Origin of the sequence: Pseudomonas sp. L-22-4S-12 (genome assembly GCF_009799935.1) — a bacterium.
Lineage (GTDB): Bacteria > Pseudomonadota > Gammaproteobacteria > Pseudomonadales > Pseudomonadaceae > Aquipseudomonas.
On record NZ_WELL01000004.1, the window covers coordinates 241,616 to 263,708 of the forward strand.

At 65.1% G+C, this 22,093-nt stretch carries 22 protein-coding genes; 10 read left to right on the plus strand and 12 right to left on the minus strand.

Translation table 11 applies throughout. The features are described 5' to 3' along the window. Window positions 1–6: 6 nt before the first annotated feature. The 7 genes from flgF to F3I16_RS12450 all read right to left on the minus strand — a co-directional run bounded on the left by flgF (window position 7) and on the right by F3I16_RS12450 (window position 5,951). Window positions 7–750 carry a flagellar basal-body rod protein FlgF gene (gene flgF / locus F3I16_RS12420; RefSeq protein WP_160493907.1) on the minus strand — a complete coding sequence of 248 codons (744 nt, stop codon included), beginning with the start codon at window positions 748–750 and terminating at the stop codon, window positions 7–9. Window positions 751–952: 202 nt separating this feature from the next. Beyond that, window positions 953–2,299 carry a flagellar hook protein FlgE gene (gene flgE, locus F3I16_RS12425; RefSeq protein WP_160493908.1) on the minus strand — a complete coding sequence of 449 codons (1,347 nt, stop codon included), beginning with the start codon at window positions 2,297–2,299 and terminating at the stop codon, window positions 953–955. 44 nt (window positions 2,300–2,343) lie between these two features. Further along, complete coding sequence (gene flgD / locus F3I16_RS12430; protein ID WP_160493909.1) at window positions 2,344–3,012, minus strand: flagellar hook assembly protein FlgD; 669 nt, start codon at window positions 3,010–3,012, stop codon at window positions 2,344–2,346. Between the two features lie 22 nt (window positions 3,013–3,034). Next, window positions 3,035–3,478: a flagellar basal body rod protein FlgC gene (gene flgC, locus F3I16_RS12435; protein WP_160493910.1), complete on the minus strand. Its 444-nt coding sequence runs from the start codon at window positions 3,476–3,478 to the stop codon at window positions 3,035–3,037. Between the two features lie 14 nt (window positions 3,479–3,492). Next, the gene (flgB, locus tag F3I16_RS12440; RefSeq protein WP_160493911.1) at window positions 3,493–3,900 is read right to left on the minus strand and encodes a flagellar basal body rod protein FlgB; all 408 of its coding nucleotides are present in this window, start codon (window positions 3,898–3,900) and stop codon (window positions 3,493–3,495) included. 246 nt (window positions 3,901–4,146) lie between these two features. Continuing rightward, window positions 4,147–4,974 carry a protein-glutamate O-methyltransferase CheR gene (gene cheR / locus F3I16_RS12445; RefSeq protein WP_160079311.1) on the minus strand — a complete coding sequence of 276 codons (828 nt, stop codon included), beginning with the start codon at window positions 4,972–4,974 and terminating at the stop codon, window positions 4,147–4,149. Window positions 4,975–5,018: 44 nt separating this feature from the next. Then, complete coding sequence (locus F3I16_RS12450) at window positions 5,019–5,951, minus strand: chemotaxis protein CheV (RefSeq protein ID WP_160493912.1); 933 nt, start codon at window positions 5,949–5,951, stop codon at window positions 5,019–5,021. A gap of 80 nt (window positions 5,952–6,031) precedes the next feature. On the opposite strand from F3I16_RS12450, the gene flgA reads away from it, so the two are divergent. The 4 genes from flgA (at window position 6,032) to F3I16_RS12470 (ending at window position 8,605) form a co-directional block, all read left to right on the plus strand. Further along, window positions 6,032–6,790: a flagellar basal body P-ring formation chaperone FlgA gene (gene flgA / locus F3I16_RS12455; protein WP_160493913.1), complete on the plus strand. Its 759-nt coding sequence runs from the start codon at window positions 6,032–6,034 to the stop codon at window positions 6,788–6,790. Window positions 6,791–6,923: 133 nt separating this feature from the next. Further along, window positions 6,924–7,265 carry a flagellar biosynthesis anti-sigma factor FlgM gene (gene flgM / locus F3I16_RS12460; RefSeq protein WP_160493914.1) on the plus strand — a complete coding sequence of 114 codons (342 nt, stop codon included), beginning with the start codon at window positions 6,924–6,926 and terminating at the stop codon, window positions 7,263–7,265. A gap of 49 nt (window positions 7,266–7,314) precedes the next feature. Then, a complete protein-coding gene (locus tag F3I16_RS12465; RefSeq protein ID WP_160493915.1) occupies window positions 7,315–7,782 on the plus strand; it encodes a flagella synthesis protein FlgN in 468 nt (155 codons plus the stop codon). An 85-nt stretch (window positions 7,783–7,867) separates the two neighbouring features. Next, window positions 7,868–8,605 carry a flagellar brake protein gene (locus F3I16_RS12470; RefSeq protein ID WP_160493916.1) on the plus strand — a complete coding sequence of 246 codons (738 nt, stop codon included), beginning with the start codon at window positions 7,868–7,870 and terminating at the stop codon, window positions 8,603–8,605. Between the two features lie 70 nt (window positions 8,606–8,675). Here the strand turns inward: F3I16_RS12470 and F3I16_RS12475 are convergent, their stop codons facing one another. Both F3I16_RS12475 and F3I16_RS12480 read right to left on the minus strand, forming a co-directional pair. After that, window positions 8,676–8,912 carry a glutaredoxin family protein gene (locus F3I16_RS12475; protein ID WP_160079305.1) on the minus strand — a complete coding sequence of 79 codons (237 nt, stop codon included), beginning with the start codon at window positions 8,910–8,912 and terminating at the stop codon, window positions 8,676–8,678. 46 nt (window positions 8,913–8,958) lie between these two features. Next, window positions 8,959–10,095: a DUF5610 domain-containing protein gene (locus tag F3I16_RS12480; RefSeq protein ID WP_160493917.1), complete on the minus strand. Its 1,137-nt coding sequence runs from the start codon at window positions 10,093–10,095 to the stop codon at window positions 8,959–8,961. Window positions 10,096–10,266: 171 nt separating this feature from the next. Between F3I16_RS12480 and F3I16_RS12485 the strand changes: the two genes are divergently transcribed. Beyond that, window positions 10,267–12,228 carry a monovalent cation:proton antiporter family protein gene (locus F3I16_RS12485; RefSeq protein WP_160493918.1) on the plus strand — a complete coding sequence of 654 codons (1,962 nt, stop codon included), beginning with the start codon at window positions 10,267–10,269 and terminating at the stop codon, window positions 12,226–12,228. Here F3I16_RS12485 and F3I16_RS12490 read toward each other — a convergent pair. Further along, complete coding sequence (locus F3I16_RS12490) at window positions 12,212–12,805, minus strand: TetR/AcrR family transcriptional regulator (protein ID WP_160493919.1); 594 nt, start codon at window positions 12,803–12,805, stop codon at window positions 12,212–12,214. The genes F3I16_RS12485 and F3I16_RS12490 overlap by 17 nt on opposite strands. A gap of 116 nt (window positions 12,806–12,921) precedes the next feature. Between F3I16_RS12490 and F3I16_RS12495 the strand changes: the two genes are divergently transcribed. Further along, a complete protein-coding gene (locus tag F3I16_RS12495; RefSeq protein WP_160493920.1) occupies window positions 12,922–13,791 on the plus strand; it encodes an MBL fold metallo-hydrolase in 870 nt (289 codons plus the stop codon). Window positions 13,792–13,896: 105 nt separating this feature from the next. Beyond that, window positions 13,897–15,186, plus strand: coding sequence for an OprD family porin (locus tag F3I16_RS12500; RefSeq protein ID WP_160493921.1), 1,290 nt, complete (start codon window positions 13,897–13,899; stop codon window positions 15,184–15,186). A 281-nt stretch (window positions 15,187–15,467) separates the two neighbouring features. Here F3I16_RS12500 and F3I16_RS12505 read toward each other — a convergent pair whose 3' ends face one another. Then, window positions 15,468–16,676 carry an ammonium transporter gene (locus F3I16_RS12505; protein WP_160494037.1) on the minus strand — a complete coding sequence of 403 codons (1,209 nt, stop codon included), beginning with the start codon at window positions 16,674–16,676 and terminating at the stop codon, window positions 15,468–15,470. Between the two features lie 523 nt (window positions 16,677–17,199). On the opposite strand from F3I16_RS12505, the gene F3I16_RS12510 reads away from it, so the two are divergent. Then, a complete protein-coding gene (locus F3I16_RS12510; protein WP_160493922.1) occupies window positions 17,200–18,363 on the plus strand; it encodes an EAL domain-containing protein in 1,164 nt (387 codons plus the stop codon). 70 nt (window positions 18,364–18,433) lie between these two features. Here F3I16_RS12510 and F3I16_RS12515 read toward each other — a convergent pair whose 3' ends face one another. Beyond that, window positions 18,434–19,528 carry a GGDEF domain-containing protein gene (locus F3I16_RS12515; RefSeq protein WP_160493923.1) on the minus strand — a complete coding sequence of 365 codons (1,095 nt, stop codon included), beginning with the start codon at window positions 19,526–19,528 and terminating at the stop codon, window positions 18,434–18,436. Window positions 19,529–19,690: 162 nt separating this feature from the next. On the opposite strand from F3I16_RS12515, the gene F3I16_RS12520 reads away from it, so the two are divergent. Continuing rightward, entirely contained in the window at window positions 19,691–21,022 is a 1,332-nt protein-coding gene (locus tag F3I16_RS12520; protein ID WP_160493924.1) for a deoxyguanosinetriphosphate triphosphohydrolase, read from the plus strand. Window positions 21,023–21,026: 4 nt separating this feature from the next. Then, entirely contained in the window at window positions 21,027–22,076 is a 1,050-nt protein-coding gene (locus tag F3I16_RS12525) for an FUSC family protein (protein WP_160493925.1), read from the plus strand. Window positions 22,077–22,093 lie beyond the last annotated feature (17 nt).

The following is a 22,093-nucleotide window of genomic DNA, read 5'->3' on the forward strand; positions in this document are numbered from 1 at the left end:
TGGTAATTAGCTGAGTTGCATGACCCGTGCCATGGCCGTAGCGCCTTCTTCGGCGGTACGCATCATCTTCACGTGCAGTTCGAACTGGCGGGACAGCGAGAGCATGGCGGTCATTTCTTCGACGGCGTTGACGTTGCTCGCCTCGAGGAAGCCGGAAGTCAGGCGCACATTGGCATCGGCCAGCTGCGGCTGGGTCGCGTCCTTGACCCGGATCAGGCCATCGGCGCCCTTCTCCAGGGTTTTCGGGTCCGGGTTGACCAGCTTGATGCGGTCGACTTCGGCCATCACGTTCGGCGCCTCGCCGAGGGCGCGAATGCTGATGGTGCCGTCCTGGGCGATCTCCACCTTCTGCTCCGGCGGCACGGCAATCGGCCCGCCGTTGCCCAGTACCGGCAAACCGTTGCCGGTGCGCAACTGGCCGAGGGCATCGATCTGCAGGCTGCCGGTGCGCACATAGGCTTCGCTGCCATCGGCGGCTTGCACGGCAATCCAGCCCTGGCCATCGACCGCCACGTCCAGATCGCGTCCGGTTTCCTGCAGGGTGCCCGGCGTGAAGTCGGTGCCCGGGCGCTCGGTCATCGCATACACGCGCGCCGCAAAGGTGTCGCCGAACACCGGCATCGAGCGCGCCTGCTCGAAGTCGCGATGAAAGCCGGTGGTGGAAATATTGGCCAGATTGTTGGCATGGGCACGCTGGGCCATGGTGTTCTGGCTGGCGCCCGTCATGGCAACGTAGAGCATCTTGTCCATGTTCTTCTCCGAGGGTCGGCGATTGCCGCTCGCAACTTCAATGCAAGCTATTCAGCAAACGCCGTGCCACTCTTCAAAAAACAAAGCAAGCCATTGATTTTATTAACTTTAAATAAAAGCAAAGGCTCCCGAAGGAGCCTTTGCAGGGTCGCAGCGGCGATGGCTTGCCGGCGGCGGCAAGCCATCGCCAGAGGGCGGCGAATCAACGCAGGTTGATGATGGTCTGGGTGATCGCGCTCTCGGTCTCGATGGTCTTGGCGTTGGCCTGGTAGTTGCGCTGGGCCACGATCAGGTTCACCAGCTGGTCCGACAGCTCGACGTTGGAGTCTTCCAGGGCGCCGGCCTGAACCACCCCCAGGGTACCGCTGCCCGGTGGGTTGCGTACCGGCTCGCCGGAAGCGAAGGATTGCACCCACTGCGTCTTGCCCACCGGCGTCAGGCCCTGCACGTTGGCGAAGTTGGCCAGCACCAGCTGCCCCTGAACCTTGGATTGACCATTGGTGTAACGGGCGAAGATCTCACCCGTCTCGCTGATTTCCAGGCCGGACAACTCACCCGTGGTATAGCCATCCTGACTCACGCTATTGACCGCAAAGGAGCTGGAAAACTGCGTGGAACCGCGCATGTCGAAAGTGAAACCACCCGGGTTGCTATTCGCCCCATTGAGCGACCAGCCGGTGGGCGAACTGGTGTCAGGCGCTGCCGGGTTCCAGGTCGCGATGGTGAACTGCCCAGCCGGTGTAATCGGGGCTCCGACGGTGGGCGGGGTGGTGGTGATGTCGGTAATGGGTGCCAGCGAGCTGATCTGCCCGGCCGCATCGAAGCTCAGCTGGTAGCGGTCCGGCTCGGTTCCGGCCGGTGCGGCGGCGGTCGGGACGGAAGGGCTGCGACCATCGATCAGGATATTCATCTGCCACTCGTTCGCATCACTTTTGACGAAGTACTGCGTGAGGACGTGTGCGTTGCCCTGGGAGTCATAGATGTTGGTCGAAGTGGACGAGTTGTAGGTGGTCGGATCGGTCGGATCGAACGGCGTGTTGGCCGGCACGCTGTTGGTCGAGTTGAGGTTGAATATCTGATCGATCTTTGTCGTGGCCTTGGGTTCCTGACTCTCAGTCTGCACCTGCAAGTCGCCAACCACGCCAGGCTGCAGGACGCCGTTGGCATCCACGGTATAGCCCTGCAGGTTGTAACCAAAGTTATCGACGATATAACCGTCCCTATCGGTGCCGAAGTAGCCCGCACGGGTATAGCTCAACGCACCGTTGTTACTAACCTGGAAGAAGCCGTTGCCGTTGATGGCCAGGTCCAGGGCGTTCTGCGTGTAGTTGATGTTGCCCTGGTTGAACAGTTGCGACACATCGCCCAGCAGCACGCCGCTGCCCTGGGGGTTGGAGCCGGTGCCCAGCACCGAGGCGGCATACACGTCGGCAAACTCGGCGCGCGACTGCTTGAAGCCGGCGGTGCCGGCGTTGGCGATGTTGTTGCCGGTGACGTTGAGATCACTGGTGGCTGCGCGCAGACCGCTGAGCCCGATATTGAAAGCCATGGAATACTCCTTTGCCGTTACTGCCGGCGCTTACGATCTGTGCGTTATTGACCGATGACCTGAACCTGCGACAGCGGCACGCTGCCCAGGCCGGCAAGATTGAGTGTCAGCTCACCGCCGTTCTGGCCCAGGGTGACGCTGTCGACGTTGGCGGGCAGCATGGTGTACAGCGCCTTGGGGCCGTCGGCATAGCTGGCCTGCGCCTCGAACTTGTAGGTGCCGGGCGGCATGACTTTGCCGCTGGCATCCTTGCCGTCCCACATGAAGCTGACATTGCCGGCCGACTGCTGCCCCAGGTTGACCCGGTTCACCGTGGCGCCCGTGCTGTCGTAGACGTTGACGTAGACGTTGCTGCTGGTGACCGGCAGAACCAGGCTGGCCTTGAAGGTTTCCGCGGTATCCACCACGGCCTTGTCGGTCGGCACTATGACCTTGCGCCCGACCAAGGAGGAGGCCTGCAGCGCCTGCGACGACTGGTAGCCGGACAGCAGCGAGCCCATGCTGGTATTGAGCTTCTCGATGCCCTCGACCTGGCTGAACTGCGCCAGCTGGGCAATGAACTCGCCGTTGCCCTGGGGCTCCAGCGGGTTCTGGTTGTTCAACTGGGCCACCAGCAGGTTGAGGAACTCGTTCTTGCCCAGTTCCTTGTTCTGCGTGGTGTCCTGCTTGATCTGGTACTGGTCCAGGGCCGAACTGACGCCACTAACGCTCATTTTCTCGCTCCTCGTTCGCGGCTTACTGGCCCAGGGTCAGTACGCGCTGCATCATCTGCTTGGCGGTGTTCATCATTTCCACGTTGGTCTGGAAGGCGCGACTGGCAGAAATCATGTCGGCCATTTCCTCGACCACGTTGACGTTCGGGTAGTACACGTAGCCCTTCTCGTCGGCTGCCGGATGGTTCGGCTCGTAGCGCGGCATCAGGCTGCTCTGGTCCTCGACGATGCCCAGCACCTGCACCCCGCGCCCGGCCTCATCCTGGTCGACGAACAGCGAACCGCGATCACCCTGCATGCTCGACTCGAACATGGTGGCGAACACCGGGTGGCGCGCGCGGTAGGTCTGGTTGATGCTGGAAGACACCGTCTCGGCGTTGGCGATGTTGCTGGAGATGGTGTTCAGGCGAGTGCTCTGGGCGCTCATGCCGGTTCCGGCGATATTGAAAACACTGGCGAGTGACATGCTAGGTATCTCCCTTATTCGCCGCGCAGGGCGCTGACCAGCCCTTTGAATTTGCTGTTGAGCAGGGTGAAGCTGGCCTGGAACTGCACCGCGTTCTCGGCGTAGTTGGACTGCTCCTGCTGGATGTCGACGGTGTTCTGGTCGATGGACGGGTGGAACGGGGTGCGGAAGCGCAGCGCCGGATCGGCCAACTGGATGCCTTCGCCGGCGATGTGCTGGCTATCGGTGCGCTGCAGGCCGACCGACTGGCGCGCGCCCTTGGCGCTCTGCTCGGCCAGCACCGCGGCGAAATCCAGATCGCGCGCCTGGTAGTTCGGCGTATCGGCGTTGGCGATATTGCTGGCCAGCACTTCGGCACGCTGAGCGCGAAAGCCGAGGGCCTTTTCGTGGATGCCGAGTGCGTTATCGAAGCTGATGCTCATGACCTTGAACCTTTGCCGTTGGGCGATCTGGTGGTGCCGTGCCAGATATACAGCAAAGGCTATGCCAACTTTATTTATCGTTATTTTTCAATGGCTTATTAACATTTTGCCGGCAAACAAAGCGGCAAGCGGCAAAGCTTTTCCGCTCCCGACAGGGCAAGCGGCAAAGCCCGGCAAGGCCGCTTGCCGCCACAAACGAAAACGGGAGGCCATTGGCCTCCCGTTTGCTGGAGCGTTGCACGCGCCTTATTTCACCTTGTAGATGATCCCCGGGCTGCACTGCACCATCTGATACAGATCCGGCAGCGCGTTGAGCGCTTCGGACGCACCGAGGAACAGGTAGCCCCCCGGCTTCAGCGTGGCATGGATGCGCGTGAGGATGTCCTTCTTCACCTCGGCGGAGAAATAGATCAGCACGTTGCGGCAGAACACGATGTCGAACTTGCCCAGGCTGGCATAGCTGTCGAGCAGGTTGAGGGCGCGAAACTCGACGCGGCTCTTGATCGGCGCCTTGATCGCCCAGCGTCCCGGGCCCTTGGGGTCGAAATAGCGCTGCAAGCGCTCCTGCGACAGCCCGCGGCCCATCGCCAGGCTGTCGTACTCGCCGGACTTGCAGTTGGCCAGCATCGACGGGGAAAGGTCGGTGGCAACGATCTGCACCCCCGCCTTCAACTGCCCCAGGTTGGTCTTTTCGAACTCATCGATGGCCATCGACAGCGAGTAAGGTTCCTGCCCCGAAGAACAGGCCGCCGACCAGATGCGCAGGCGCTGGTTCGGCGCCGCCTTGATCATCTCGGGCAGCACCTTGTTCTTCAGCACCTCGAAGGGATAGGTGTCGCGAAACCACAGGGTTTCGTTGGTGGTCATCGCATCGACCACCTGCTCGCGCAGGCCGCCGCGCGGCTGCGCCTGCATTTTCTGCACGAGCTCGCCGAGGGACTTGATGCCTTGTTGTTCCATCAACTTGTTGAGGCGGCTGGAAACCAGATACTGCTTGTTGCTGCCCAATAAAATGCCGCAGGCCTTTTCCAGAAAGGTCCGGAACTGCTCGAAATCCAAATTTCCTGAAGACACTAATGCCGCCTCACCATACATAAAAATCCCTGAAGGCCAGCGCCTCAGTTGCCGTCCGCACTGCGGATTCGCTCCACCACGCGGGAAGCCAGGTCATCCGGACGGAACTTCGCCAGGAAATCGTCCGCACCGACCTTCTTCACCATCGCCTGGTTGAACACCCCGGACAGCGAAGTATGCAGAATCACATGCAGCTTCTGCATCCGCGGATCCGAACGAATTTCCGCGGTGAGCGTATAGCCGTCCATCTCCGGCATCTCGATATCGGAAATCAGCATGAGGAATTCCTCAGCCGGCTGCCTGCCCTCCTCCACCATTTTGTGCAGGTAGTCGTAGGCCTGGCGGCCATCGTTCAGCGCCACCACCTCGACGCCGACGCTCTCCAGGCAGCGGGTGACCTGCTTGCGCGCAACCGAGGAGTCGTCGCAGATCAGCACCCGCTTGGACACCGCCTTGGCCTGGGTCTCGACATCCACCACTCCCTCGGAAATCGCCTCCGACATGGGCGCCACCTCGGCGAGGATCTTCTCCACGTCGATGATTTCCACCAATTGCTGGTCCAGCCGGGTCACCGCGGTCAGGTAGTGATCGCGCCCGGTGCCCTTGGGTGGCGGATGGATCTCCTCCCAGTTCATGTTGACGATGCGCTCGACCGAGCGCACCAGAAAGCCCTGAACCTTGGTGTTGTATTCGGTAATGATGACGAAGCTGTTCTTCAGGTCATCCAGCCCTCTGCGGCCGGTGGCCAGGGACAGATCGAGAATCGGAATGGTGCCGCCACGGATGTTGGCCACCCCACGCACCACCGGACTCGACTTGGGCATGATGGTGAGCTTGGGGCACTGCAGCACCTCCTTCACCTTGAACACGTTGATGCCGTATAGCTGCGGCCCGTCGAGACGGAACAGCAGCAACTCCAGGCGGTTCTGCCCGACTAACTGGGTACGCTGGTTAACCGAGTCCAATACTCCGGCCATGCCCAGACTCCTTTTATTGTGTGTTACCTGGCGTTCCGCTCTAGCGTAGCAGGCGGCACGGGCCTTGCTTTGCACAGAGCATGAACGCAATAACGACGCTTTTCCGACACCGGATGGCAAAACGCCGCAAACTGGCTGGTGTTTTACCTGCTTTATGCCTAGCCGGCTACAGCTCGCTGCATGGCGCAGCGACAACCTTGCCCGAAGAACTTATCGGCGCCACCGAAGGCTTTCTTGAGTTCACCGTGGAAGACTATTTGCAGCGCAGCGAGATCCAGGCGCGCTACGAGATCCGCGTGAACCCGCTCGACCCGCGCCTGCGCCTGGCCGCCTGCGACAGCGACCTGAACCAGGCGCTGGAAAGCCCCGCCCAGCCGGTCGGCCGGGTAACCGTGCGAGTCAGCTGCGAAGGCAGCACGCCCTGGACGGTATTCGTGCCGGCCCAGGTCCGCCTGTTTCGCGAAGTCGTCGTGGCCACCCGCCCGCTCAAGCGCGAGGCCGTACTGGGGCCGGCCGACGTCGCGCTGATCGAGCAGGATGTCGGCCCGCTGAGCCGCGGCTACCTGACCAGCGCCGAGCAGGCCATCGGCAAAAAACTGACGCGCCCCCTGCAAACCGACCAGGTCCTGACTCCGTCCAGCCTGCAGCTGGCCGAATCGATCCGCCGCGGCGACCAGGTGGTGATCAGCGCGCGCAGCGGCGCCATCAACGTGCGAATGCCCGGCGAGGCCTTGTCCGACGGGGTTCTCGGGCAACAGATCAGCGTACGCAACCAGCGCTCGCAGCGCGTGATCCGCGCCCGGGTGGTTGGCCCGGGGCAGGTTGAGGTGGAGATGTAGGCATGAATCTTGTAGCGCAATGAGCTGACGATTTCCTACACTGTTAAACAACGCACACTTATGCGCCCTAAAGTTTTGACGAATCCGGCCGAAAAGCTTTGTAAGCGTCCAGATACCGTCCGAGGTTAGAACCATGGTCATCGACTTCAACCGGCTGAACAGCGCCGCCAACCCTGCCAATTCGGGGCGAGCCGGCAGCACCCAGTCCAGCGGCCGCAACGAAGCCGTCAGCAGCAACCCGCCTGCGGCTCAGCCGAGTGCCGAGCAACAAGCCGGCGCCGCCAAGAGCGGCGAATCCGTGCAGCTGAGCCGTGAGGCGCAGCAACTGCAGAAAACCGCCGACAAACTGCGCGATCTGCCCACCGTGGACAAAGAACGGGTAGCCAAGCTCAAGCAGGCGATCGCCGACGGCAGCTACCAGGTCGACAGCCAGCGCGTTGCCGGCAAACTGCTCGACTTCGAATCCCAGCGCTAGTCTCAGGGCTGCGCTGGGGAGACTGGACGCCCAATCCCCAGAGCCAGCGATGCACGACACCAATCTGCTTCAACTCGTCAGTGAAGATATCGGCACCGCCCAGCAGTTGCTTGAGCTGATCGACGCCGAATACCAGGCCCTGGGCCAACGCGACCTGCCGCGCCTGCAAGAGATCCTGGCGCAGAAACTGCCCCTGCTCAGCCTGCTCGACCAGCACGGCAATGCACGCAGCCGCCTGCTCGCCGAACAGCAACTGAGCAACGACCGCGCCGGCCTGCAGGCCCTGGCCGCACGCCTGGCCGACGGCGAAACCCTGCTGGCGCGCAGCGACGAACTGAGCGAACTGCTCGCCAGTTGCCGCACCGCCAACCTGCGCAATGGCCGGGTGATCCGCGCCAACCAGGCCTCCCTGACCAGCGTGCTGGGCATTCTGCGTGGCGGCGAAACCCCGGGGCTCTATGACAGCCGTGGTGGGGCCGCTAGAATCGCCCAGCAGCGCCCGCTCAGCCAAGCCTGAAGCAACGATTTAGCACGGCAGGACATACAGGCCATATGCCAGTATCCTAATGCCGCAAGACCTTGTGCCTGGAGATTCTTGGACCGTGTCCAACCCATTCGTCGACGAAGGTGGCCCGCAACCGCCCAAGGTGCTCAGCGCACCGCTGGAAGTGTTCGCCAACCTGCGCCAACTGCAGCAAAACCACGACCCGCTGGTCATCACGTTCAAGGAGCGCAGCCAGCGCTTTCAGAGCTACCTGGTCGAGGTCAATCGCGAGCGCAGCGTGCTGGCTTTCGACGAATTGATCCCCAACGATGGCGAGCGCTTCCTCAAGGCCGGCGAACCCTTCCGGGTCGAGGCCTTCCATGAAGGGGTGCGCATTGCCTGGGAGTGCGAGGACCCGATCCAGATCGGCGAACTGCAAGGCGCGCGCTGCTACTGGAGCCACCTGCCGGAGCAGGTCCTCTACCACCAGCGGCGCAATGCCTTTCGCGCCCAGCTACAGCTGACCCAGCTGATCGGTGTCGAACTGTCCGGCAGCAAGCTGAGCCCCGCACTGAAAGGCCAGATGCTGGATATCTCGGCAACCGGCTGCAAACTGCGCCTCCCGGGCGACGTCACCGCCCGCCTGCAGCCCGGCCAGGTCTACGAAGGCCTGCGCCTGCAGCTGCCGTTCGGCGCAATGACCGTATCGGCCGAGCTGCGCCACCTCTATTACGAGGAAAAGACCGCGGCGAGCTTCCTCGGCATGCGCTTCTACCGCATGAGCGGCCTGGAACAACGCCAGGTAGAGCGTTTCGTCTACCAGCTGCAACGCGAAGCCCGACGCAGCGACGACTAGCGCCGCCCGCCTAGGTGGCCAGGTAACGAGCCGGCCGCTTGAAATATCAAGCACGCCGCGCCCCCCAGGCCTAGCGCAGAAAGTGCGCTACCTGCTCGGGCTCGAACGGCCAGTCCAGCTCGGCGCCATTGTCGCAACGGCGCAACACCGGGATGCGCAGGCCATAGGCCTCCACCCACTCCTCGCGCTCGGCGATATCGACCAGTTCGACCAGCAGGCCGTGTTCGACAAAGGGCATCAGCAACCCCTCTGCCACCTCGCAGAGGTGGCAGCCGAGGGTGCCGAGAAGTTGGCATTCGGGAAGCATGGCGGGCACCTCTGGCTGGATTCAGAGAGGCAGTTTACACCGCCTTTCAGCTGGTTTGCGGACCCGCAGCCGGTGCCAGCAGGCCTTGCAGGCCGTCGAGCAGGCGAGCGTTGAGTGCCTGCGCCTTGTCCAGCAGGGCTTCGCCGAACCGCTCGTCGAGGCTGAAGCCGCCCTGTAGCAGCTGCTCGAGGGTGCCCCTGGCGTCGTCCGCCAACTGATCGGCGCTGCGCAGCGCCCCGAGCAGCCCCTGGGCATAGTCGGCCAGCGCCGGGTTGACCGCGCTAGCGGCCTGGCCACCCTGCTCCGCCACCGCACCGTAGGCATCGGTGGCCTGGCGCACGCTGGTCTGGGTCAGGCGCAGGGACATCGAGGCCAGCTGCGAGCCGTCCATGTCCAACTGCATGGCGCGCTCGAAGGCGCCCCCCAGGTCGCCGGCATAGAAGGCGCTGGACAGTTCCTGCACCTGGCCGAACAGATCCTCCAGCGCCGCCCGCTCCTCCTCGTCCAGCTCGCCTGCCACCGACACCTGCCAGGCGCCGATCTGCAGGCTGCCGGACTGGCTGCTGGCGACCAGCGCCGAGCCGCTGCCGTTGCTGGCTGCCGCCACGCCGCTCTGCGACCAGTTGGCCGAGGCCTGGGCGATGGAGATGCGCAGGCGGTCGCCGTCGCGGGTCGTGACCTGCATCTCGAAGGTTTCCGCCTGGGCGGCAAACCGCTCGCTGTAGGCGGCCACGGCAGCCGAGCCGGTGGCCGAAGCCTTGGGCGCCAGGCCACCCTGCAAGCCGTTCAGGCCGCTCTGGATCTTGTCGTAGGTGCTGTCGATATCCTCGGCCACCTTGCCTTGCAGCAGGCCCAGGCCATCGAGGATCTGGCGCGCCTCGGCGAAGCCCTTCTCCACGCCCTCGCGGGCCTGGTCGAGCAGGCCCTGCAGTTTTTCCGGAGCCGCCCCGGTGGCGGCCTCGCCCTGCAGGCGCCGCTCGATGAAACCGAGAACGCGCTCGGCGACCTTGTCCGGGCTGAAGGCTTCGCGCGTCGCCTGCAGCGCCCCGGGCTCCAGCCCCAGGCGTTCGGCCAGGCGATTGGCCAGGGCCTGCTGGGCATCGGCAGCGGCGCGCGGGGCGGCCAGGTTGTGCAGCGGCGCAGTGCGGGAAAGCGAGGGCGACAGGGAAGCCAGAGGGTTCATGGCGGCATACCAGGGCAGGATATCCATCGGGTTGGCGGCCGCCCCGGAAAAAACTTGAAACCCGCGCGACCAACGGCCAAGCCGTTGCCCTGGATCAAGCCGGCACGCATTGCGCATGGACGCCGGCCGACGGCTTGGGCATGCTCGCGCGCAGTCATAAGGAGAAATGTCTTGTTCACCGACCTGCTGATCATTCTCGCCAGCTCGCTCGTGGTCATCGCCCTGTTCCGGCGCCTGCGCCTGCCGCCGGTACTGGGCTACCTGTGCGTCGGCCTGATGGTGGGCCCCAGCGCCCTGAACTGGATCGGTTCGTCCGAGGCCCTGCCGCACCTGGCCGAACTCGGCGTGGTGTTTCTGCTGTTCACCCTCGGCCTGGAATTCTCCCTGCCGCGCATGCTCGCCCTGCGCCGTACCGTGTTCGGCCTCGGCAGTGCCCAGGTGGCGCTGTGCGGTAGCCTGCTGGGCGGCGCCCTGTACCTGTTCGGCCTGCCGCCCGCCAGCGCCATCCTGCTGGGCATCGGCCTGGCATTGTCGTCCACGGCGATCGTCGGCAAGGAGCTGAGCAGCCTCGGCGAGGTGTTCAGCCCCCACGGGCAGAACGCCATTGGCGTGCTGATCTTCCAGGATCTGGTTGCCGTGCTCCTGCTGACCCTGATCCCGACCATCGCCGGCGGTGGCGACGAGCCCTGGTACTGGGCCCTGCCGCAGACCCTGGGCAAGACCCTCGTGCTCTTCGTCGGCCTGCTGCTGGCCAGCCGCTGGTTGCTGCCGCGCCTGTTCCGCGAAGTGGCCGAGTCGCATTCGCCGGAACTGTTCGTCATGCTGGCGCTGGTCATCGTCCTGCTGACGGCCTGGCTGACCCACCTGCTCGGCCTGTCCATGGCCCTGGGCGCGTTCCTCGCCGGCATGCTCCTGGGCGAGAGCCACTACCGCCACCAGATCGAAGCCGATATCCGCCCGTTTCGCGACATTCTCCTCGGCCTGTTCTTCGTCAGCGTCGGCATGCTGATCGACCTGCGCCTGTTCAACGACCACGGCTGGACCATTCTCGCTGCCACCGTCCTGCTGCTGGGCCTCAAGGGGCTGTCGGTGGCCATCCTGGTGAAGCTGCGCGGCGACAGTGGCGAAACGGCCTGGCGCAGCGGCCTGGCGCTGGCCCAGGCCGGCGAGTTCTTCTTCGCCCTGGTCACCCTGATGAGCCAGGTCAAGCTGCTCGACGGCGAACTGGGCAGCCTGCTGCTGACCGCGGCGTTCTGTTCCATGGCCCTGACCCCGCCCCTGATGCGCGGCGCGCCCTGGCTGGCCCAGCGTCTGCGCCGCGGGCCGGGCCAGCAGAGCCGCCTGGACGAGGTTGCCAACAGCAGTGCGCAACTCAGCGACCATGTGGTGATCTGCGGCTACGGCCGGGTCGGCCAGTCGATCGCGCGCCTGCTGCAACGCGAGCAGCTGCCCTTCATCGCCCTGGACGACGACCCGGTGCGGGTCGAGGAAGCCAATGCCGGCGAGGAAAACGTGCACTACGGCGACTCGCGGCGGCGCGACCTGCTGGAAGCCGTCGGCGTCGCCCGCGCCCGCCTGCTGGTGGTGGCGGTGGACAAGGCCGATGCGGCCCTGGCGATTGTCGAGCAGGTACGCCTGCAATGCGCCGATCTGCCGATTCTGGTACGCACCCGCGACGACAGCCGCCTGGCCGCGCTGCAGGCCGCGGGCGCCACCGAGGTGGTGCCGGAAGTGCTGGAGTCGAGCCTGATGCTGGCCTCCCACGCCCTGATCCTGCTGGGCGTGAGCGAGCGCCGGGTGCATATGCACATGGACGAGGTGCGCCGCAGCCGCTACCGCCTGCTGCATGGCTTCTACCATGGCGCCCAGAGCAATCTGCTGGATGCCCAAGGCCAGCCGCGCGTGCTCCTGCATGCGGTGAACCTGCCACCCGAGGCCTATGCCTGCGGCCAGCGCCTGAACAGCCTGATGCTGGAAGACCTCAGCCTGGAAGTGCAGGCGGTGCGCCGCGACGGCAACAGCCTGCCGCTGGAGAGCAATCCGCAACTGCAGGAAGGCGATGCCGTACTGCTCTCCGGCCAACTGCAGGCGGTCGAGGCCGGCGAGGCCAAGCTGCTCAGCGGCCTGGACTGAGCCCGGCGGCCGCCGGTGCGGAGCCAGTCGCGCCGTTCAGCAGCAGCTCGGCGGCCGCCTTGGCTTCCAGCGCCTGGTTCGCCGGGCCCTGCAGGTGCGCCATGCTCAGCGCGCCCTCGAGGAGAAACTGCAGTTGGTTGGCCAGCAACTGCGGCTGCGTCAGGCCCAGGCCCTGCAGCAGCTCGAAGAAATGCGCCGCAAAGGCCGCCTTCAGCGCCGCGGCCTGGCGGTGGATCGGGTGCTCGCGATCCTGAAACTCGGCGGCCGCATTGATGAAGCTGCAGCCACAGAAGTCGGCCTGGTGGATCAAGCCATGCAGACCATCGAAGGTGGCTAGCAACGCCTGGCGCGGGGGCAGTGCCTGGCGCAGGGCCTGCAACTGGTCGAGCAGTTCCTGCTGACGCGCCGCCAGTACCGCCAGGATCAGCTCGTCCTTCGAGCGGAAATGCTTGTACAGGGTCATCTTCGCCACCCCGGACTCGGCCAGGATGCGGTCGATGCCGGTGGCGTGATAGCCGACGCGGTAGAACAGCTCCTGCGCGGTCTGGATCAGTTGCTCGCGTTTACTCGAAGCCACGGGGTGCTTCCTCCGGCGTGAAAAGATAATGCTGGAAATATACAGACCTGTCTGCCTATTATCCAGGCCAGGCTGCAGACAACGCAGCGCCCCATTCATCCCGCCAGGAGCCCGTCATGCGCAGCGCAGCCGCCATTCTACTCAGTGTTCTTCTGCCCCTGCTGAGCCTGCCAGGCCAGGCCGCCGGCGTGCGCTTCGCCCTGGTCAAGACCGCCGAGACCGAAACCCGCGACGCCTTCACCATCGAGGACGGCGCCTGGAGCGAGAAGGTCATCGCCAACCACGTCGCCGTGCTGATCGAACACCACGCCGCCACCCTGCTGCTCGACACCTCCCTGGGCCGCCAGGTGGATCAGCAGTTCGAGGCGGAAATGCCCTGGTACGACAAGCCGCTGCTGCGCTACGGCCCGGTCACGCCGGTGCGCGACCAGCTCGAGGGCGACGGCATCCGCATCGACCGCATCCTCCTCAGCCACGTGCACTGGGACCACGCCTCGGGGCTGGCCGACTTCCCCGAGGTGCCGGTATGGGCGCCCTACGAGGAAATCGAGTTCAGCCGCATCGCCACCCCACCGGCGCTGCTGCCCAGCCAGTTCAAGCACCCGATCAAGTGGGTGCCCTTCACCTTCGCCAACCAGCCGTTCCTGGGCTTCGAGCAGAGCCACGACCTGTTCGGCGACGGCAGCCTGGTGCTGGTGCCGCTGTTCGGCCACACCCCGGGTTCGGTCGGCCTGTTCCTCACCCTGGACGACGGCCGGCGCTTCTTCTTCACCGGCGACGCCAGCTGGCGCCTGGAGGGCTTCACCGGGCCCCGGGAAAAATTCTGGATCAGCCGGCGCATGGTCGACAACGACCGCGAAGCGACCCGCGCGCAACTGGACAAGGTCCATCAGTTGCTGCAGCGCGAACCCGGCTTGATCGTGGTACCGGCCCATGACGAGGCGGTGCAGCGCCAGCTCGGCTACTACCCGCACTGGGTCGAGTAATCCGACCAAGGTCTAAAGGTCGTAGCCGTTACGAAATGTTTTAGTCGCCTCGCTGCAACAGGGTGGTCATCCGCCCTGCCACCACCAGCCGAGGAAACAACAACAATGAGCAAGACCCTTCTCGCCCGCGCCGTGGCCCTCGCCACCCTGGGCACCAGCCTCACTCTGCCCGGCCTGGCCCACGCTGCCTTTCTCGAAGACAGCAAAGCCAGCCTGGAAATGCGCAACTTCTATATGAACCGCGACTTCCGCCAGGAAGGCGGCAACCCGAGCAACGGCCACTCCAAGGCCGAAGAGTGGGCCCAGGGCTTCCTGCTGCGCTACGAGTCGGGCTTTACCGAAGGCACTGTCGGCGTCGGCGTCGACGCCATCGGCACCCTCGGCCTGCAGCTGGACTCCGGCCGCGGCACCAGCGGCACCGGCCTGCTGCAGCTCGATCGCGATACCGGCGAAGCCCAGGACAACTACGGCGACCTTGGCGTGACCGCGAAATTCCGCGTGTCCAAGAGCGTGCTCAAGGCCGGCACCCTGATGCCCAAGCTGCCGGTGGTCATGTCCAACGACTCGCGCCTGCTGCCGCAGAGCTTTCAGGGCGGCTGGCTGAACTCCATGGAGATCGACGGCCTGACCTTCGACGGCGGCCAGCTGAGCCGGGTCAACCAGCGCGACTCCTCCGACCATGAAGTCATGACCCTGACCAACTTCAGTCCTGCAGCTCGCGGGTTCACAGGGCTGCCCGCCACCGTCCAGGGCAGCGATGAATTCAACTTCGCCGGCGCCAGCTACAAGTGGAACGACCAGCTGACCACCAGCTACCACTACGGCAACCTCGACCAGTACTACAACCAGCACTATCTCAATGCCGTGCACCTGCTGCCGCTGGGCGACAAGCAGAGCCTGAAGAGCGACATCCGCTACGCCCGCTCCACCGACGATGGCCAGACCAACGTCGACAACAATGCCTTCGGCGCCATGTTCACCTACGGCCTGGGTTTCCACAGCTTCGGCCTCGGTTACCAGAAGATGAGCGGCGACACCGGTTTCGCCTACATCAACGGCACCGATGCGTTCCTGGTCAACTTCGTGCAGATCGGCGACTTCGCCTTCAAGGACGAGCAGTCCCTGCAAGCGCGCTACGACTACAACTTTGCCGGTCTAGGGATTCCCGGCCTGACCTTCATGACCCGCTACATCACTGGCGACAACGTCGACCGTGGCGCGAACAAGTCCGAAGGCGAGGAATGGGAACGCAACACCGACATCGCCTACGTGTTCCAGGACGGCCCGCTGAAGAACCTCGGCGTGAAGCTGCGCAACGCCACCGTGCGCTCCAACTTCGGCAACGACCTGGACGAGAACCGTCTGATCGTCAGCTACACCCTGCCGATCTGGTAAGCCGCCGCGCCCTCCCGTAGCTGCGGCTTCGGCCGCGAAAACGAGCGCAACAAAAAGCCCGCCAAAATGGCGGGCTTTTTCGTGGCTATGTCCCAATAGCGTGTTGCACAGGCCATCGAGCTTTAGTGGGAGCGGATTTATCCGCGATAAACAGGCAGCTCGGCGTAGGCCCTGATCGCGAATGAATTCGCTCCCACGAACAGCCAGAGCAGCCACCGCGAGCGCTTGAGCCAAACAACAGCAACGCATAACAGGTACATAGTTTTTTCGCGCCTACAACCTCAGTCCTGAGCCGTCGAACCGATCTTGTGGATCGACAGGTCCGCGCCGTAGTACTCCTCCTCCTGGCTCAGGCGAATGCCGACCAGGCGCTTGAGCAGGCCGTACACCAGCAGGCCGCCGGCCAGCGCCACCAGCACGCCGAGTGCGGTACCCAGCAGCTGGCTGACCAGGCTGACGCCACCCAGGCCGCCCAGCGCCTGCTGGCCGAAGATGCCGCAGGCGATGCCGCCCCACACGCCGCACAGGCCGTGCAGCGGCCAGACGCCGAGCACATCGTCGACCTTCCACTTCACCTGAGTCGCGGTGAACGCCCAGACGAACAGGGCGCCGGCCAGGGCGCCGGTGACCAGCGCGCCGATCGGGTGCATCAGGTCGGAGCCGGCGCACACCGCCACCAGCCCGGCCAGCGGGCCGTTGTGCAGGAAGCCCGGGTCGTTGCGCCCGATCAGCAAGGCGGCCACGGTGCCACCGACCATCGCCATCAGCGAGTTGACCGCCACCAGGCCGCTGATGCTGCCCAGGGTCTGCGCGCTCATCACGTTGAAGCCGAACCAGCCGATGATCAGGATCCACGAACCGAGGGCGAGAAACGGGATATTCGACGGGGCGAAAGCCACCAGGCGGCCCTCGCGGTAGCGGCCGTCGCGCCGCCCCAGCAGGATCACCGCGCCGAAGGCGATCCAGCCGCCGACCGCATGCACCACCACCGAACCGGCGAAGTCATGGAAGGCGGCGCCAAAGCGCGCGGTCAGCCAGGCCTGCAGGCCGAAGTTGCCATTCCACACCAGGCCTTCGAAGAACGGGTAGACGAAGGCCACGATCAGCACCGTGGCGCACAGCTGCGGGGCGAACTTGGCCCGTTCGGCGATACCACCGGAGATGATCGCCGGAATCGCCGCGGCGAAGGTCAGCAGGAAGAAGAACTTGACCAGCCCGTAGCCGCTGCCGGCAGTGAGCACCGCGGCCGGTTCGAGGAAGGTGATGCCGTAGGCCACCCAATAGCCGACGAAGAAATAGGCCAGGGCCGACACGGCGAAGTCGGAGATGATCTTCGACAGGGCGTTGACCTGGTTCTTGTGGCGCACCGTGCCGACTTCGAGGAAGGCGAAGCCGGCATGCATGGCCAGCACCATGATCGCGCCCAGCAGAATGAACAGGGTATTAGAGCCGTGGATCAGGGTTTCCACGGTGCTGTTGAGGTTTTCCATCGGCACGAAAACTCCGGCGTTCGGGAAAAGCACCAAAGCGGTTCATCCACTCAAGCAATCGCACCATCCTGATGCTCGCTACCGCCCAACAAGGCCCGTAAACAGACCTCGAGTGGCGCACGGCGTGCTGGAAGAAAAAGCGTTTTTTCGGTGTTTTTCTTTATTAAACATAGGGTTGATGAATTTCGCTGAACCCTTGCCGGGTTCTCGCGACGCCCGATTACAGGGCGTGAAATGCACCTGACGCACCAGCTAAATGCAATTGCTATACCAGCCACCGGCCAGCCCCGCACCGCTGCGCACCAAGCCGGCCACCAGGCGCGCCACCCGCCGCGCAGAAGCACCAAGACAGTGCGCAAAACCCTAGACACAAGACCGGCAACCCCAGGACCAGCCATGCGCCGACCGGACAGTCAGCGCCCTGCGCCCCATTCCTGAACAACTGGCCACATTCTTGCTATATCGGCCCGGGTGGTAGCCGCACTTCGCCATCAGCCCTCCGCCACCCCGCAAGGAATACACCGTGATCGACGGGCAACCGCTCGCCAGCTTCCAGCCTTTCATCGATACCGCCACCGGCCGCATAGCCGGCGTCGAGGCCCTGGGTCGCCTGCGCCAGGCCGACGGCCGCCTGCTCTCGGTCGGCCCGCTGTTCACCGACCCGAAGATCTCCCCGGCCCTGCTCCGGCGCCTGGACCGGCAGATCCGCGACGACGCCCTGGCCCGCCTGCACCAGGCCCCGGACGACTGGTTCGTCAGCCTGAACATCTCGCCGCGCTGGATCAGTCGCCTGCGCCCCAACCAGCCCTTGCCCAGCCTCAAGCAACTGGCCAAGCGCGGAATCGCCGCCCAGCGCGTGGTCTTCGAAATCACCGAGCTGGGCGGGGCCAGCCAGAAGCTGGCGGAAGTGGTGGCGCGCTACCGCGCCGCCGGCGCGCGCATCGCCATCGACGACTTCGGCGCCGGCTACTCGCAGCTCGACCGCGTGCTGGCCCTGCAGCCGGACATCCTCAAGCTGGACATGCGCCTGTTCCAGGAAGCCGCCCGCGGCGGCCCCAGCGGCGAAGTGGTCAAGGCGCTGGCGCAGATGGCCGAGAAGACCGGCTGCTGGATCATCGCCGAGGGCGTGGAAACCGAAGCCGAGCTGCATTTCGCCCTGGAGTGCGGTGCGCGCTACGTGCAGGGCTACCTGTTCGCCAGGCCGGAACTGGAGTTCTATCCCAGCGATGCCTTCGTCGCCCATTTCGCCCGTCTGCGCGAGCAGTATGTACAGCGCAAGCTGGCCGAACGCGCGCGCCTGATGACCCTGCGCCAGCAGCTGGCCGAGCTGATGAACCTGCTCAAGGGCTGGGCCGAAGGCCACGCACCGGCCACGGCCCTGCCCGACCCGGCCAGTTACCCCTGGCTGCTGCGCCTGTACCAGTGCGACCGGCACGGCACGCAGATTACCCCCAACCTGGAGTGGAACGGCCGGGCCTGGGTGGAGGATGCCCGCTACCTGCGGCACAACTGGTCCTGGCGCCCCTACTTCTACCAGGTGCTGGCCGAAGGCTGGGAGGAGCGGCGCCTGACGCTGTCCAGCACCTACCGCGATGCCACCACCAACCAGTACTGCCTGACCGCCGGACAGTTCATCGACAACGGCCGGCGCCTGCTGCTGCTGGACATCGATGCCGCCGGCCTGTGAACACCAGCCCAGCGCAGTGCGCCGTGCGTAGGCGCGGCTTCAGCCGCGAATGCGGCCAGCCGGTACCCGCCTAGATCGGCACCGGCCGGGCAAGCGGCGCCAGCTCCAGGCGATCGCGGCCATTCTGCTTGGCCCGGTACAGCGCCTTGTCCGCCCGCGCGATCAGGCCGGCAATGTCTTCCTGCAGGTAGTACTGCGCCACGCCGATCGAGGCGGTGATGCGAAAGCCCGCGGGCAAGCCGGCATAGTCGACCGAGCCCAGCGCCGCCTGGATGCGCTTGATGCAGTGCTGGGCCATGTCCAGCGAGGTCTGCGGCAGGAACAGGAGGAACTCCTCACCGCCATAGCGGGCGAAGAAATCGGTGCTGCGCAGCAGCGGCTGCACCGTGCCGGCGAAGGTCTTCAGCACCGTATCGCCGGCCGGGTGGCCGTGGCGGTCGTTGACCTGTTTGAAGTGGTCGAGGTCGAACAGGCACACGCAGAAGCCGCCACCACCGCGATCGGTGCGGTTCTTCTCGTGGCCCAGCATCTCCAGCAGATAGCGGCGGTTGTACGCGCCGGTCAGCTCGTCGTGGGTGGCCAGTTCGGTCACCTGCTGCAACACCGTCTGCAACTGGGCATTGCTGGCCATGAGCTGCTTGCGCAGGTCGCTGATGCTGCCGCCGAGGATCGAGATGAACGGCAGGAAGGTGGAGAAGCTGCACCACAGGATGATCTCCACCGCCAGGTTGAAACGCGCACCTTCGATGGCGCGGATCAGCGGCAGGGTCAGGCCGTAGGCGAGGATGGTCAGCAGGCTGAGGGCCAGCAGCTGGCGGGTGTGCAGCTTGAAGCAGCCGAACACCATGATGATCAGCAGCACCACCAGGTAGGCGCCGCGGGCCTGGCCGGCATAGACCTGGGTGAACAGCACCAGGGCAATGGCCATCAGCATCTGCGCCAGGGTCAGGCTGGGGTCGCGAAAGCGCAGGTTGAAACGGCTGCGAAAGGCCAGGTAGAAGGCGAGATTGCCCAGCACCGCATAGATCGCCCAGACGAGCATGACCCAGGCCGGGGAAATGCCGTTGTACAGCGAGAGGGCCTGGGGAACGGCACTGAGCACGTACATCACCAGGCTCATGAAAAAGCGCTGGATACGCAGCTGTTGGTGTGAAACATCGGGCAAGGCGGCGCCTGAAATCACAGCGGGTTTCTCTTGTTATTGTTTTTATCGGTAGCCCTCTGACAATAGCACTCTGCCAGCAAAGCTCATACGAAGGTTCAATCCCTCTTGCGGCGCCCGTCACGAAGCCCGAAGCTAGAAGCCTCCCACCGGCGAGGACAGCCCTTGGACTGGCAAACACTGCTCACCCGCGAACGGCTCGGCAAACCGGTACACAGCCCGGACGAGCTGGGCCGCAGCCCGTTTCACAAAGACCACGACCGCATCATCTTCTCCGGCGCCTTCCGCCGCCTGGGGCGCAAGACCCAGGTGCACCCGGTCTCCAGCAACGATCACATCCACACCCGCCTGACCCACTCCCTGGAAGTCAGCTGCGTCGGCCGCTCGCTGGGCATGCGCGTCGGCGAGATGATCCGCGACGAGCTGCCGGACTGGTGCGACCCGGTCGATCTCGGCGTGGTCGTGCAGTCCGCCTGCCTGGCCCACGACATCGGCAACCCGCCCTTCGGCCACTCCGGCGAAGACGCCATCCGCCACTGGTTCCAGCAGGCCGCCGGACGCGGCTGGCTGGATGCCATGAGCGAGGCCGAGCGCGGCGACTTCCTCAATTTCGAGGGCAATGCCCAGGGCTTTCGCGTGCTCACCCAGCTCGAATACCACCAGTTCGACGGTGGCACCCGGCTGACCTATGCGACCCTCGGCACCTACCTGAAATACCCCTGGACCGCCCGCCACGCCGAGGCCCTGGGCTACAAGAAGCACAAGTTCGGCTGCTACCAGAGCGAGCTGCCGCTGCTCGAACAGATCGCCGCCAAGCTCGGCCTGCCGCAGCTCGAAGAGCAGCGCTGGGCGCGCCACCCGCTGGTGTACCTGATGGAGGCGGCGGACGACATCTGCTACGGCCTGATCGACCTGGAAGACGGCCTGGAAATGGAGCTGCTCGACTACCCGGAGGTCGAGGCCCTGCTGCTCGACCTGGTCGGCGACGACCTGCCGGAAACCTACCGACTGCTCGGCCCGCGCGACTCGCGCCGGCGCAAGCTGGCGATCCTGCGCGGCAAGGCCATCGAACACCTGACCAATGCCGCCGCCCACGCCTTCGTCGCCCAGCAAGCGGCGCTGCTGCGCGGCGAGTTGCCCGGCGACCTGGTCGAACACATGCACGGCCCGGCCAAGCGCTGCGTGCAGCAGGCCAAGGCCCTGGCCCGCGAGAAGATCTTCCAGGACAAGCGCAAGACCCTGCACGAGATCGGCGCCTACACCACCCTGGAAATCCTTCTCAACGCCTTCTGCGGCGCGGCCCTGGAGCAGCACCGCGGCGGCAGCCTGTCGTTCAAGAACCAGCGCATCCTCGACCTGCTCGGGCATAACGCCCCCGATGCGGATTGGCCGCTGCACCGGGCCTTCCTGCGCATGATCGATTTCATCGCCGGCATGACCGACAGCTACGCTACCGAAATGGCCCGGGAGATGACCGGGCGCTCCAGCCCGGTATGACAGCATGAACAAAGCGCAACGGCACAAACTGGGCTGGCACTCCGGGCCAGCCGAATGGGGGCCGGGCATCATTGCCGGGCTGGGCTGCGCGCTGCCGTTGCTGCTCGGCCTGCTCAGCGGCCATCCGGGCTTCCTCTGGGCCTCGGTCGGCGCCTTCCTGGCCGCCCAGGCCAACCCGCTGCACCGCTTCGGCATGTTCCGCCTGCTCCTGCTGACCCTGCTCGGCGCCCTCAGCGCCGGCCTGGGCTTCTGGTCGGCCACCGAGCCCGTGCTGAGCTTCGCCCTGTTCGCCATCTACGGCTTCCTCCTCGCCTGGCTGCAACGCTTCGGCAGCGAAGCCGGCAAACTGGGCATCTCCCTGGCCGTGTGCCTGTGCCTGGGCCAGGGCCAGTTCGGCATGGTCAACCTGAAGAATGCCGACGCGGTGGCCGCCCTGTTCATCCTCGGCGGCCTCTGGGTGGCCCTGCTCGCCTTCGGCATGCGCGGCCTGCACGGCCTGCGCATGTGGCCGTACATGCCGCGCTTCCTGGGCATCTTCAAGGTGCTCAGGCGCTATGCCAAGCGCCTGCCGGAACAGCGCTGGCGCCTGCATGCGCTGCGCTGCACCCTGGCCTGCGGCGGCGCCGGGCTGATCGTCAACCTGGCCGACCTGCCGCGCGGCTACTGGCTGACCCTGGCGCTGTTCGCCACCCTGCAGCTGGAGTTCAAGGGCAGCCTGGTGCGTGCCCTGCAATCGAGCCTGGCCAGCCTGTGCGTGGCGGCGCTGCTGATCTACCTCGGCTACAGCCTGCAGAGCCCGCCGCTGATGGTGGCCACCATCCTGCCGCTGATCGTGCTCAGCCGGGCCTTCCAGGCCCACAGCTACAGTCTGTTCGTGCTGCAGGTGAGCCTGAGCTTCGTGCTGCTCGCGGAAAGCCTGGCACTGGACTGGCAGCTGGCGCAGATGCGCCTGTTCAACAGCCTGATCGGCGTGACCCTGGCCCTGCTGGTCGCCCTGCTGATCTACGGCCTGGAACAGCACCTGCTGCGCCGCCAGGCGGCCGTGCACACCTGAGCCCAGCCTGCCGCCGC

Bases quoted from the DNA above. Each gene is read 5' to 3' on its own strand.
- flgB (WP_160493911.1), bottom strand. From the start codon at position 3,900: ATGAGCATCAGCTTCGATAACGCACTCGGCATCCACGAAAAGGCCCTC.
- F3I16_RS12500 (WP_160493921.1), top strand. From the start codon at position 13,897: ATGAGCAAGACCCTTCTCGCCCGCGCCGTGGCCCTCGCCACCCTGGGC.
- F3I16_RS12505 (WP_160494037.1), bottom strand. From the start codon at position 16,676: ATGGAAAACCTCAACAGCACCGTGGAAACCCTGATCCACGGCTCTAAT.
- flgM (WP_160493914.1), top strand. From the start codon at position 6,924: ATGGTCATCGACTTCAACCGGCTGAACAGCGCCGCCAACCCTGCCAAT.
- flgE (WP_160493908.1), bottom strand. From the start codon at position 2,299: ATGGCTTTCAATATCGGGCTCAGCGGTCTGCGCGCAGCCACCAGTGAT.
- flgD (WP_160493909.1), bottom strand. From the start codon at position 3,012: ATGAGCGTTAGTGGCGTCAGTTCGGCCCTGGACCAGTACCAGATCAAG.
- F3I16_RS12480 (WP_160493917.1), bottom strand. From the start codon at position 10,095: ATGAACCCTCTGGCTTCCCTGTCGCCCTCGCTTTCCCGCACTGCGCCG.
- flgA (WP_160493913.1), top strand. From the start codon at position 6,032: ATGAACGCAATAACGACGCTTTTCCGACACCGGATGGCAAAACGCCGC.
- F3I16_RS12450 (WP_160493912.1), bottom strand. From the start codon at position 5,951: ATGGCCGGAGTATTGGACTCGGTTAACCAGCGTACCCAGTTAGTCGGG.
- flgF (WP_160493907.1), bottom strand. From the start codon at position 750: ATGGACAAGATGCTCTACGTTGCCATGACGGGCGCCAGCCAGAACACC.
- F3I16_RS12525 (WP_160493925.1), top strand. From the start codon at position 21,027: ATGAACAAAGCGCAACGGCACAAACTGGGCTGGCACTCCGGGCCAGCC.
- flgC (WP_160493910.1), bottom strand. From the start codon at position 3,478: ATGTCACTCGCCAGTGTTTTCAATATCGCCGGAACCGGCATGAGCGCC.
- F3I16_RS12495 (WP_160493920.1), top strand. From the start codon at position 12,922: ATGCGCAGCGCAGCCGCCATTCTACTCAGTGTTCTTCTGCCCCTGCTG.
- F3I16_RS12475 (WP_160079305.1), bottom strand. From the start codon at position 8,912: ATGCTTCCCGAATGCCAACTTCTCGGCACCCTCGGCTGCCACCTCTGC.
- F3I16_RS12465 (WP_160493915.1), top strand. From the start codon at position 7,315: ATGCACGACACCAATCTGCTTCAACTCGTCAGTGAAGATATCGGCACC.